Raw genomic sequence first — 12610 nt, forward strand, 5'->3', positions numbered from 1 at the left:
CATGTGTGGCTGTTATGCAGTCGTTCGATATCGGCCCAGGGCGAATTACAGCCGAAATTCGAGTTTGCCCGGTCCGTATTTCCCGCCGCCCTTCTGCCCGCCCGGGGCTCTACCGTGGACGAATGCTGACCATCGGCGTCGATCTCGCAGCGGAGGCGGCACGGACCGCGGTGGCCTGGCTCGACTGGCACGACGGCCGCGCACGGCTCGTCGACGTACGGACCGGCGCCGACGACGAGGTGATCGTCGAGGCGGCGATGGAGGCGGGCAAGGCGGGGGTCGACTGCCCGCTCGGGTGGCCGGACAGGTTCGTCGACTTCGTCACCGCCCACCGCGCCGGGCACGTCCGGGTGCCGGACGGGCTCGCCGGCCGGGCCTGGCGGCGAGACCTGGCCTGGCGGGTCACCGACCAGGTGGTGCACGCGCGGACCGGGCTGACGCCGCTCAGCGTCTCCGCCGACCGCATCGCGCACGCCACCATGCGCTGCGCCGCGCTGCTGGCCGAGCTGGCCCGCCGCGGCCGGCCCGTCGACCGGCGGGGCGGCGGCGCGGTCGTCGAGGTCTACCCGGCCGCCAGCCTCAAACAGTGGGGGCTGCCCCACCGCGGTTACAAGCGCACCGCCAACCTCGCCGGGCTGGGAGAGCTCGTCGACCGGCTGCGGGAGGCGGCGCCGTGGCTCGACCTGGGCGAGTACGAGCCGCTCTGCCGGGCCTCCGACGACGTCACCGACGCCGTCATCTCCGGCCTCGCGGCCCGCGCGTCGGCGCTCGGCCTCGCGACCATGCCCGACGGGGACCAGGCACAGGCCGCGGCCACGGAAGGCTGGATCGCCCTGCCGACCACGTCCCTGGACCGCCTCGTCACCTGAGCCCGTCAGCCGAGAGCTTCACCTTCCGGCGCGCTTCCACGCATCGACGAACTCCCGGTAGAGGAACCGTTGGTACGGCTGTGCTCCGGAGAAGGCGCACTGCTTGCGCTCCAGGAGTTGCCTCTTGACGTCTTCGATGTCCCTGGCTAATCGAATGCTGTCTTCATCGGTCACGCACTGCTCCACCGCCTGCCGTAAGGTCGTGGCGCGTTCGCGATATTCCTGGACTCGGGCCGACACGAATCTGATCCACGAATGGTCGTCGCGTCGGCCGGCGTCGGTGCGTGACCACAGTCGTCCGCCCAGCAGCGGCAACTCCAGCTGAAGCAGTTGGAGGCGATATTCGTCCCCTCCCGCCGCGTCCCGCAGCGAATCGTGGATGCCGCGTACGGCCTGGATCAGATCCAGCACCGTGGCGTCGGCCGCGCCCTTACGGGTCAGATCGAAAGCCAGCGAGAAATCCCGTCTCGATGCCGTCAGTCGTCGGAATGCGCATGGAGTGGTGTCCTTGTTTCAGCCGCACCTCGCTCTCGTGGAAAGGCTCCAATCGCGCAGCCGCGTGGACAGGGCGGTCTGCTGGCCCTCGCTTGCCTGATCGCAATTGAAAGTCTGCTCCACGAAGCGAGCTGGTTCGAGCATGACATTCCGTCTCTTCCCACGGGTCGAAGGAGCGCACAAGGCGAGAGGAGGGCGGGCCGGGTGCCCGCCCTCCTCCCGGTTCGTTCTGCATGAACAGGTCGGTCAGCCTTGGCGGATCCAAAAGGACTCGATGCGGTCGTTCATGTACGAGCCCACCCATCCCTGCAGGAGACACCGGCAGGGTTTGTTCATCGACCACGTCTGGCGGTCGCCCTCCCACAGGGTGAAGTTGTATCCGGTGACGACGTTGCACCGGCTGTAGGAGTTGAAGCCGGAGATGTTGTTAGCCCAATGGTCGAGGATGTTGATGTGATAGCCATCGGCGTCGCAGTTGCCGTAGTCGCCGTGGATGCGGGTCAGGTTGGAGGGTGAGTTGTTGGCGTTCCAGAACCACTCCATGAGGAGCACCGTGTCGCTCGCGCCGGCCTTGCGGGAGGCGGTGGCATAGTCGTCGGCGCATTCGTGTGACCGGACGGGGGACGCCTTTCCTGGCGGCGCCTTGCCGATGACCATCACGCAGTACTGGCCGGATGGGGCCGGTGTTTCGGCGGTTGCTGCCGCGGGCGCGGCGGATGCGGCCAGGAGGAGGACGGCGGCGGCGAGCGCCGACAGGAGCAGGTGGATTCTCTTCATGGTGGTTTCCGTTCCGAGGGCTGTGGAGCCACGACGTGCCGCAGCGGATCCGTTCCCTCATCAGGTGGTCGAACAGCCTTCTGGCTGTTCGGCTTGTCCCTGTCACGCTCTCCTGGTGACGACGGCCCGGCCAGGACGATGACCGGGCATTCTCCGGACATCCCGTACATCTCCATGCCGCGCGCTTCGGCGGCGGCCCGGGGTTTCGGTAGGGCCGGCCCTACCTGGGAACGCCCGCCACCAGGATCGATGCGGCTTCAGCGGGATCACTGGCGTGGTCGCGTGATCACGTCACGTTCTCGCCGGTGGCCGGCCTGAGCCTGGCTGCGAGCCGTATGTCTGGCGCGCCTGCGGGGCTGCCGGCCATCTTGGTCGGTCGCCGACGTCAGGCCGGTCGCAAGGGGGCGATGCAATATTGAGGACGAAATGAGGATTATGTCTGTTATATTCGATGGTCAGAAGATCGAAAATGGCAGGCACCAATGATGCTGTAGCGGTATAAGGCCAGCTCAATAGCCTGCGGCTGAATGTCGGCGAGCCTCTGTTTCCGCTCTGTGCGGCTGGCGGATGCGCCAGGTTGAGGTCGGTCGTGTTCCGTGTGCGCGACCAGGTCCGCCGATCGACGATTGGAGCAAAGTGCGGAGAGGACTGTCCACGCTGGCCGCCTTCGTGGTGACGGCGGCTGCTGTCACCGCCACGATAAGCGCGGCGGGCAACGAGGCGGCCCCGGGAGGGAAAGCCGCGGGAAGCGTCGGACAACGGGGCATCGCCTGGGCGCCGTGCAAGGAAGCCCCCACCGTCGAGTGCGGCACGCTGACCGTACCGATCGACTGGTCCAAGCCGAAAGGACCCACCGTCGACCTGACCCTCGCCCGGCGCAAGGCCACCGACCCCTCCGCGCGGATCGGAAGCCTGCTGACCAACCCGGGCGGACCGGGCAACTCCGGCGTTAACGACATCCTTCGCCCTTCCGGGTTCAGCGAGGATGTGCAGCGGCGGTTCGACATCGTCAGCTACGACCCCCGGGGCGTCGCCCGCAGCGGTTCGGTGACCTGCTCGGCTTCGCTGTACAACAAGATCCCGTACGAGGTCATGACCAGCCAGGCCGACTACGACAGGTGGATCGCCTTCAACAAGAAGCTGCGCGCGGACTGCCGCAAGCTCACCGGCCCGCTGTACGACCACATCGACTCGGTCAACGTGGCCCGTGACATGGACGCCATTCGCGCCGCGCTCGGCGACGACAAGCTGACCTCGTACGGCGTCTCCTACGGCACGCTGGCCCAGCAGATGTACGCCGAGCTGTTCCCGAACCGGGTCCGGGCCATGGTGCTGGACAGCAACATGGACCACAGCCTGAACGCCAAGGCGTTCCAGGTGAGCGAGGCGGCCGCCATCCAGGACGGCTTCGACGAGTTCGTCGCCTGGTGCGAGCGGGACACCGACTGCGTCCTGCACGGGCGCGACGTCCGGGCGCTGTGGAAGGGACTGCTCAAGAAGGCTGACCGCGGCAAGCTGTACTGGCCGGGGGTCTCCGACCGTCCGGTGAGTGCCCACAACCTGCTCTGGCTGGGCGTGGTGATGAACGAGGGACCGGACTGGCCGCTGGAGGCCAAGGTGCTGCGCGCCCTCGAGGGCGGGCCGGTGCCGGATGACATGCCGGACCCTCCCGGCAACGGGCCCGTGAGCGGTGAGCACGCCGAATTCCCCACCGCGATCCTCTGCGAGGACTTCAACCTCAAGCTCCGCGACTACGCCGAGTACGCCGATGTGATGCGCGGCGCCAACGCGGCGGCCCCGGACATGCGGTACAACCCGATGCCGATGGGCGACATGCCGAGGTGCCAGGGCCACCCGGTCAACAACCCGCAGCACCGGCTTCGGTACACCGGGAGCGCTCCGCTGCTGGTGGGCGCCTCCAGGCATGACCCCTCCACGCCGTACAAGTGGTCGGCCAACGTGGCCCGCCAACTCGGCTCCAAGGCCACGCTGCTCAGCTACGAGGGCTGGGGCCACGGCATCTACGGCATGACCCAGTGCACCACGGCGGCGATGGACAAGTACCTGATCTCGCTGAAGGTGCCCGCGAAGGGCACCCGCTGCCCGGCGGACCCGGACCCCGCAGCCAAGGCCGAGCAGCAGTAGACCGGCGGGCTGCCGACGGCCGGGCTGCCGTCGGCCGCCATGCGACCATTGCCCGGCCGGCTCGTTGTCGTCTCCCGCATGACCTTCCCGCGGGCTGAAGGGCCGGTCTGCCGGAGGCGCTTCCGCCGAAGGCGCGGGGCATGTTTCGAAGTTTTTTCATGCATTCTGCCCTGCGGCGCAGCGACAGTACGATGGCCTGATGCCGCAATCCGAAACTGCGTTCACATTACTTCGCCGATAGTTGACCTGATATTCAGCCATCGGCGCCGTAACCCACGCAAGGAAGGGCGGAATGTGAACGTCGGGCGCATGGAAGTGCAGCCTGAAGGGCTGTCCGGCGACGCCGCGCGGCTGCGCGCCCTGGCCGGGGAGCTCGACGAGATCAGGTCGATGCTGGAGGGGGAGATCGCCGCCAACGAGGGCTGGGAGCGGAACGACGAGGCCGGCCGGCAGCTCGCCGAATCGCTCGAGCCCAACAGCGACGTCGCGATGCACCTTTTCGGCCAGGTGGTCACGCAGCTGTCGGGCACCGCGGACGAGGTCGAGGCCACGGGTCGCCTCGCGGCGGATACCGACGGCGGCATGAAGGCCTGATCCATGGAGTTCCCCGCCTGGGCCGAATGGGCGGCCGGATGGCTCGGCGGCTGCAAGTGGCCGGATGTCGACCTGGAGGGCATGCGCCGCCTCGGCGACGCGTGGCTGCGCGCCGCGGACGGCATAGAAGCGCTCCTTCCCGCCCTGGACGAGGCCCTCGGTCAGGTGATGTCGCACAACAAGGGCGACTCGTCCGCTGCGTTCTCGGGCCGCGCGTCCGAGCTGCGCGAGTCGGCCGCCCGGCTCGAACAGCTCTGCCGGGCGATGGGCACGCAGTTCAAGGACGCCGCCACCGAGATCGAGTACGCCCAGATGATGATCCTCGCCACCCTGGCCGTGGTGGTCGTGTCGATCGTGCGGCTCGTGACCGCGCTCTGGGCAGGCGGGATCACCGCTGCTGCGGTCGCGGCCCGGCTGGCCCAGCAGCGCATGCGGATCACGCTCATCTACCGGCAACTGCTGCAGGCCTTGGTGCGGTACGCCGCCGTCGACTTCGCGACGGGGGCCGGTCTGTCCATGGCGGTCCAGGGCATACAGGCGTTCCAGGGCAACCGCGGCCGGATCGATCTCGGCAAGGCCGCCATGGAGGGTTTCCAGGAGGCCATGGAGTCGGTGGTGCAGAGCCTCACCCAGGGCGCCCTGAACCGCAGGGGCACGCCGGGTGCGACCGGCATCGCCGACGCCGGCCGGATGTTGCTGCTGCGATCCGCCGGCCACAGCGCGTTCAGCGGCGCCACCGGTGGCGCCGCTGCGGCCGCTGTCATGGGCTTCATCACGGGGCAGCCCGTCTCGCTCGAGGACATGGCTCGTGCGGGCGTCTCCCAATCCGTCATCGGCACGGCCACGGACATCCGCGAGCTGATCACCCCGTTCGACGCCGGCCCGGCGCCCGCCGCGCCGTCGACCGGCTCTTCGGGGCCCGCCGGCTCCGCTTCCGGGTCCCTTCCCGGCCCGGCAGGGACCGCCGAACCCCCTTCCGGGCCTCCCAGGGGCGCGGGCCTGTCCGCCGCGCCGGTTTCCGGGGGCGCCGGCCCCTCGCCCGCGGCGGACCCGTCTCTCCCACCCGCCGGACCTCCGGTCGCCGACACCGACCCCGCACCGGCTCCGCCGGCCGGGTCCGCACCGCGTCCGTCCCATCACCCGGCCGCCGCGGCGCCATCCGCGCCAGGTACGATCGGTCCTCCCACGGCCGCGCCCTCCCCGACCTCGGCCTCCCGGGTGTCCGGTCACGCAGGGCACGAAGATGGCGGGCCGATGCACGCCGCGCCGCCGGATGCCGGAGCGCCGAGCACGCCTGCGGCCCCGCTCCCTTCCTCCGGTGACGACGCCGGACTCGCGCGTGAGGACGTCGTCCCGTCCGCCGCCGATCTGACGAGCGCGCTCGGCGGGACGGACGTCCCGGTCACCAGCCCTGCCGCTCCCTCTGCGGATCCGTCGTCGGGCGCGCCGGCGCGGACGGCCGAACCAGCTCCCGCGGGTTCCCCGCCCGCGGCTCAGCAGGGCCCGGCCCACGGGAGCCCGACGGCCTCCGCAACCGCGTCCTCCGCCCCCGCGGCTTCGCCCTCTGCGCCGGCCCAGCCGGTGACAGCGGCCCACGACGTTCCTGGTGCAGGAGCCGCACCCGGCGCGGTGGCGAGGGAAGCGGGGCAGCAGACGTACGAGGGCGAGGCGCGGCGGGAGGCGGAACGGCCGGCCGAGCGCCTGCCTGGCACCGGCCTCCGCGTCGATCTCGACGGCATGCACCCGGAGGCGGCGCGTGCGAGTGCGGCGGCCGTGCGAAGGCTGGCCGAGCGCTATCCGGTCGAAGGGCTCCGCCATTTCCGGGCCGTGAACTTCGATGAGGATTTCGCCCACATCCCTGGCGCGGACACGCAGCCGGCCGTGGCCGTCACCACCGGGGAACGCCGGGGTGTCTATCTCAACCGGCGGCAGTTCGCCGACCCCCCCGGCGTGGTGGCGCGTGCGGCGCGGGACGAGGAAACCGGCCGTACGGTGCCCGGCGGGGGCACGGTCGAAGGCATCGTCCACCACGAGTACGGTCACCAGCTCGCCGAGGGCCTGCTGGGCGACCCCGCCCTCCGCGCGGAACTCGACCGGGCCGTGTCGCGGGTGCTGCGCATGCGGTACGACGCGGGGGACTTCCACGACGACCCGGCGATCAGGACCGAGGTCGAGTGGCACCTGTCGACCATCGGGGCGGCCGACCCGCACGAGATGATCGCGGAGGCGTTCACCGAGTTCCACAACGCCGAACGGCCGCGCCCGCTGGCCACGGCGATCGGCCGGCTGATCGACCGGCACCTGTCCCGTGACGCGGCGAGCCGGCCAGGCGGTCCCGCGGAGTCCGGTACGCGGGAGCTGGAGGAGGTGCATGCCAGGGACGCCTTCTCCCCGCGGCCGAACGACGCCGACGGCTTCTGGGTGGACGTGGCGCTGGAGGCTTTCCACATCGGGGAGGACCGTGCCGCCGCGGCGCGGAACCACCAGTGGGTTCGCTGGGAGGAGGGCAAGGCTTCGGAGCGGGAGCTGGTCATCGCCGCCGGGCTCGACGACCTGGCCGCCTGGCGGGAGTTCCAGGAGAACGGGCGAGCGGTACCGCCGGATCATCCGCGATGGCGCGACATCAGGAAGGGCCACGACTACGTCTACGGGACGCTGAGGAACCATTTCGGCAGGACGCACGAGGAGCTCTACCCGGAGGGCGAGGGCGGCCGGACGGCGGGGGAGGGCGATCGCGCGGGTTCCGGCGCGCGCCCGTCGGCGGCGGAGCCGTCCTCGGCCGGCGCCGGCGTGGTCTCGCTGTCCACCGACGCCGCCGGCCATGTGAGGAGGGCGGAGGAGAAGGCCGAGGCGGCGGCGCGCCGCGGCGAGTTCGTATCGCCGCTGAACGATCCGGCGCTGCCCAACGACCACCGGCTCGTGCAGCGGCAGATCCAGCGGACGCTCCGCCACCTGAGGGACACCTTGACGGACGCCGTCGACGCCGCCTGGGCAGCGGGGATGGAGCACGTCAAGAAGGCCCGGCCCGATCTGCACAGGAGCGACGTGCACTTCGCGGGACCCGCCAAGGACGCTGCCATGACGTACGCCCGCGAGGAGCTCGCCGAGTGGTTCGCCGGCCACGGGCCGGGCCTGCTCGATGGCGTGTGGGGCTATCGCGTCCGGGGCGGGGTCCATTACGACCGGCGCGGCCGCGAGGTGGAGGTGGCGGCTGACGGGCGGCTGCCGCTGCACAAGAGAATCGGAGCCGTCCGCGCCGACGTCGTCATCGAGCGCACGGTGTGGGACACGCGCCTCGGCGAGCGCTGGATACCGGCCCACATCATGGACATGGCGGTGCGGACGGAGGATGACATCAAGCAGCGCGGGCGGGTGAAGGACCGGCTCGGCCTCAGCCTTTTCCCCAAGGGCATCTCGCCGACCGGTTACGCCCCGCCGAACGAGTACGCGGCCGGGCGGGTCGCCCCTCCGAGGACCGACGACCAGTGGAAGGCCCTGTCGGAATACGTCATCACCAACCTGGGACACCATGTCGACAACGTGGTGATACGGGAGACGCGGGAGCCGCTCTACCGTGTGGACAACCGCGGCCCGGACCAGTTGAAGGAGACCGGTTTCCTGGCGAAGGACATCCACGACGCCGACCTCGACCAGCACCTCGGCGCGGGCAACAGGGCCTTCGTGTCGACCAGCCGCAATCCCGTGATGCCCTGGCGCGGGAAATACCAGTACGAGCTCGACCTGGAGGGAGGCGTCGACGCGGACAGGACCGTCGGCAGCGAGCTGTACGGCGGGCACCAGCAGGAGGTCGCCATCCCCGGAGGTTTCCCCTTCAAGCACGTGCGGAGATTCCGGGTGATGCTGAACGAGGAAGCGGTCGGCAACCATCTGGCCGAGCCGGAATATGGTCCGTGGCACGACAACCCCGACTACGAACCGCCATAGAGAAGACATGAGGGGGAGGACATGCGGCTACGGCCGGCCATCTGCGACGCGTGTTCCCGGATCAGGAAGCGGGCCAACCCGGCGGGGACGACGTCGGCCGACCGGGTCCTGCCGTTCTGCGCGGCGTTTCCCGGCGGCGTGCCGGACCAGATCTATTTCGGCGGTTTCGACCACCGGCAGGGCTATCCGGGGGACCACGGCGTGCTCTTCGAGCTGCGCGAAGGCGGCGAGCCGGCGTTGGCCGCCTACGAGCAGGACGCCGGCGAATGACCCGGCGTTCTTCCTGGAGCGGCTGAAGGACTCCGCGGTCAGGCGCGATACGCGGCGTGCCGCTTCAGGCGCTCCGGCCCGCCGCCAGCGCCGGCTCAGCCCGATGGCCGAGCACGGCCGCCCTGGTGAGTTCGGCCTTGTTGCCCAGCCCCAGCTTGGTCCTGATCCTGCGCAGGTAGGTGTCGACGGTGTGCCGGCTGATGCCCAGGCTCTGCGCGATCTGCTGCTGGGTCAGGCCGTCGGCGACCCGCTGGAGAACCTCGTTCTCCCTGATGGACAGATCGGGATGATGCGGGGGCGGGTCGTTCTCCACCGCTTCCTGAATCACTCCCACGACCCTCTCGATCAGCTCGCCGCGCTCCCCGCCGGCCACCAGGAGGAGGACGGGTGTGATGGTGGCGGCGTCGATGCCCTCCTCATGGAGGACCTCGGACAGGCCGCGGGTGAGGATCGGCGATGGTGAGACAACAGAGATGATCGTCATATGGGCACCCCAAGCTCTGTGACGGACCTGCTCAGCATGCGGCACGAGGGCGCACGCGGACATCGCGGTAAACCTTGATTCCCGCGATCGGCCGCATCAGGGTGCGTGGTGGTCACATCCAGCCATCGAGAGCGTTCTTCATCCCGATGCGGGAGGTGACCCCGAGCTTGGTGAAGATGTGTGACAGGTGGGTCTCCACCGTGTGGATGCTGATCGACAGTTGCTGGGCGATCTGCTTGTTGCTGCTGCCGCCGCCCGCCAACTCGGCCACGTCCATCTCGCGGCGCGAGAGCCCGAACGGCCCCGCCGCGCGGCCCGGCGACGACGACACCCGCACGCCGCTCCTGCGCTGCTCCCGGACGGTTTCGGCCAGCAGGTGCCTGGCCCCGCATCGGACGAAGATCTCCGCTGCTCGCTGCAGGGCCGCACGGGCGGGGTCGCGCGCGTTCGCGGTGGTGAAGGCGGTGCCCGCGACCAGCCACGCGCGCCCGGCATCCACCCAATGGCCGGCATGGGTGAACTCCTCGGCTGCGCGTGCGGCCTGCCCGGCCGAGGCGGCGGGGTCGTCGAGGCGCAGCGCGTGGGCTCTGCTCAGCCGGGCCGTTGCCTGGGAGGCGGGTAAGGCGGACGAGGCAACGCGGGTGGCGCGCTCGGCCCACAGCGCGGACTGCTCGCCTCGCTCCTGGGCCATCTCGGCGAAGGCCATGGCCTCGTAGCAGGCCAGCAGCGTGGCCCGGTCGAGGAGGATCCTGGTGGACGGCGCGCAGACCTGTTCCAGCGCCTGCGCGCCCGCGGCCACCTTCCCCGAGTTGATCAGCGCCCGTGCACCGGCGTAGCGGGCGGTGGCCGCCCACGATTCCGCTCTGCCCGCGCACACCTGCATCGCTTCCTCGGCGTGTCGCAGGGCCTCCTCGTGACGCCCCGACCAGGAGGCCACCAGGCAGCGCTCGGTCAGTCCGAAGACCAGCAGCTGCACCGAGGACAGCGATCTGCCCATCTCTGTCGCCTCGTCGGCCGCCATCTCCGCTGCCGAGAGCTCGCCGGCCTGCCAGAGCGTCCGAGCCTGCCCGGCCAGCAGGTTCGGCAGGATGTAGTTCTGGCCCGTCGATCGGGCCACGGCGACAGCGCGCGAGAACCAGTGCAGGGCCGGCTGCTGGCGGCCCAGCAGCGTCTGTGCCCAGCAGAACCAGGACAGGGCGTCGATCCACTCGGCCAGGTGCTCGTCGGAGGTCTTGCCGGCCAGGCGCTCCGCGGCCTCGATGTGGAAGAGCGCGTCTTCCGCCCGCCCGGCCGAATAGGCCGTTATGGGCCGCAGCGCGGCCACGGCCACGGCCATGCCCGGCTCCTCCTGGACGGAGATCTCCGGGATGAGATCCAGGTAGTGCCGGGCGGCCTGGACGTCACCGCGCATGAGGTTGTCCCCGACGAGCCGTAGCCGCAGGGGCACCGCCGCGCGCAGCAGGGGATGGGGCATGCGGTTGAGCTCCGCCATGAGCAGGGCCTGCCCCTCGGCCGGTCGGCCGAGCATCCGGTCGATCATGGCCGAGCGCCGGACCACCGACGCCCGTCGCGCGTGATCGGAGTCGGGCAGCAACCGCAGCGCCTGCTGCGCGGTGCTGCTGCCCTCGTTCAGCTGGCCGCTGATCGCCTGGAGCCTGGCCAGCTCCATGAGGACCTCCACCCGGTCCTGCTCCTCCTCCGGCATCAGGCGCAGCGCCGCCTGCAGCCAGCGCGCGGCTGTGGCAGGAGCGTGTTCCTCCGCCGATCGTGCTGCCGACTTCAGCGTCCGGATCGCGCCGGCGTCGCCGGGCCGGGCCGACTGCACCAGGTGGTGGGCGCGTAACGACGCCGGCGCGCCTATCGTGGCGAGGTACGCGGCGATGCGCGCGTGCGCCCGCACCCGCCAGCCGGCGCCTGCCGAGTCGTAGACGGCGCTCCTGACGAGGGGGTGGCGGAAGCGGAAGTGACTCGCCGACCTGGCCGGGCGAATGACGTCGCGAGCGGCCAGCCGGTCCATGCTCTCCGCGACCGCCTCTTCCGGCAGGGCAGCGGCCACCTCCAGGATCGGCAGATCGAACTCCTCGCCTGCGACCGCCGCACCGTGGGCGACCAGCAGCGCGTCGGGCGGCAGCGCGTCGAGTTCGAGCCTGAGCGCGGTACGCAGGTCGGCGGGCAGGCCGCCCGGCGGCGCCTCGGCCATGACCGGTGAATCCAGGTCGGCCAGGACCTCCAGATAGAAAGGGTTGCCGCCGCTGACTTCGTACAGCGCCTGTGAACGGGCGGGCCCGGCCGCCGGGCCGAGAAATTCCTCCACCTCGGCATGGCTCAGGGGATCCACCGCCAGCCGGTGGGCGTGTTTGGCGGGCTGCACCAGTTTGGCCAGGTGGGACGGGGCCTGCGCGGGACGGTAGGCCAGCGCCATGAGCACGCCGCCGCCAGGCGGATGGCGGATCAGATAGCCGAGCAGCTCCGCCGAGGCCTCGTCGGCCCAGTGCACGTCGTCGAGGACCAGAGCCAGACCCCTGGGAGCGGCCAGTTCCTCCAGCACGCCCCTGACGGCCCGGTAGAACCGGTTGCGGGTGAAGGGACTCAGCTGCGCCTCGCCGGCCGGTTCGCCGGCCAGAGCGGGGAAGACGGAGGCCAGCAGGGAGATCGCCGGTCGGCCGAGGCGCTCACGCAGCTCCTCGCGCAGGCCGGCAAGCCGCTCGTCGAGGGCGTCGACGACCAGGGCGAGCGGCAGATCAGACTCGTACTCCGAGGCCAGTCCCCTGGCCGCGCACATGCCACGCTGCTCGGCCTTGGACGTCACCTCATCCAATAACCGTGACTTGCCCACGCCGGGTTCGCCGGTCACCGCCAGGAGCTGGAAACGCCCGCCGAGAGTGGTCTCCAGCACGCCGTCGAGCGCCGAGAGCTCGGCCTGCCTGCCCACGAGCCGCCTGACCCGACCGTCCACGTACGACCTCCAGCCGCGCGAGATCAATGATCTTCAACTCTATTGCCTGCGCGGTTGCCTGACTATGCGGCTGTC

At 70.5% G+C, this 12610-nt stretch carries 9 protein-coding genes; 5 read left to right on the forward strand and 4 right to left on the reverse strand.

Translation table 11 applies throughout. The features are described from left to right. The first annotated feature begins 122 nt into the window (after positions 1-122). Complete coding sequence (locus tag ABGB14_RS11795) at positions 123-869, forward strand: DUF429 domain-containing protein (protein ID WP_347643639.1); 747 nt, start codon at positions 123-125, stop codon at positions 867-869. A gap of 18 nt (positions 870-887) precedes the next feature. Here the strand turns inward: ABGB14_RS11795 and ABGB14_RS11800 are convergent, their stop codons facing one another. Next, positions 888-1280: a hypothetical protein gene (locus tag ABGB14_RS11800; protein ID WP_347643640.1), complete on the reverse strand. Its 393-nt coding sequence runs from the start codon at positions 1278-1280 to the stop codon at positions 888-890. Between the two features lie 330 nt (positions 1281-1610). Then, complete coding sequence (locus tag ABGB14_RS11805) at positions 1611-2141, reverse strand: hypothetical protein (RefSeq protein WP_347643641.1); 531 nt, start codon at positions 2139-2141, stop codon at positions 1611-1613. Between the two features lie 636 nt (positions 2142-2777). Here ABGB14_RS11805 and ABGB14_RS11810 point away from each other — a divergent pair. The 4 genes from ABGB14_RS11810 to ABGB14_RS11825 all read left to right on the forward strand — a co-directional run bounded on the left by ABGB14_RS11810 (position 2778) and on the right by ABGB14_RS11825 (position 9095). Continuing rightward, positions 2778-4286 carry an alpha/beta fold hydrolase gene (locus tag ABGB14_RS11810; RefSeq protein ID WP_347643642.1) on the forward strand — a complete coding sequence of 503 codons (1509 nt, stop codon included), beginning with the start codon at positions 2778-2780 and terminating at the stop codon, positions 4284-4286. Between the two features lie 309 nt (positions 4287-4595). Next, positions 4596-4880, forward strand: coding sequence for a hypothetical protein (locus ABGB14_RS11815; protein ID WP_347643643.1), 285 nt, complete (start codon positions 4596-4598; stop codon positions 4878-4880). A 3-nt stretch (positions 4881-4883) separates the two neighbouring features. After that, complete coding sequence (locus ABGB14_RS11820; RefSeq protein ID WP_347643644.1) at positions 4884-8825, forward strand: hypothetical protein; 3942 nt, start codon at positions 4884-4886, stop codon at positions 8823-8825. 21 nt (positions 8826-8846) lie between these two features. Then, positions 8847-9095 (forward strand): hypothetical protein, encoded by a 249-nt coding sequence (locus ABGB14_RS11825; RefSeq protein WP_347643645.1) that lies wholly within the window; start codon positions 8847-8849, stop codon positions 9093-9095. Between the two features lie 64 nt (positions 9096-9159). On the opposite strand, the gene ABGB14_RS11830 is transcribed toward ABGB14_RS11825, so the two are convergent. Then, positions 9160-9579 carry a helix-turn-helix transcriptional regulator gene (locus ABGB14_RS11830; protein ID WP_347643646.1) on the reverse strand — a complete coding sequence of 140 codons (420 nt, stop codon included), beginning with the start codon at positions 9577-9579 and terminating at the stop codon, positions 9160-9162. 112 nt (positions 9580-9691) lie between these two features. Further along, on the reverse strand, positions 9692-12535 hold the full coding sequence (locus ABGB14_RS11835) for an AAA family ATPase (protein ID WP_347643647.1): 2844 nt from the start codon (positions 12533-12535) through the stop codon (positions 9692-9694). Positions 12536-12610: the final 75 nt, after the last annotated feature.

The organism is Nonomuraea sp. B10E15 (genome assembly GCF_039871615.1).
Lineage (GTDB): Bacteria > Actinomycetota > Actinomycetes > Streptosporangiales > Streptosporangiaceae > Nonomuraea.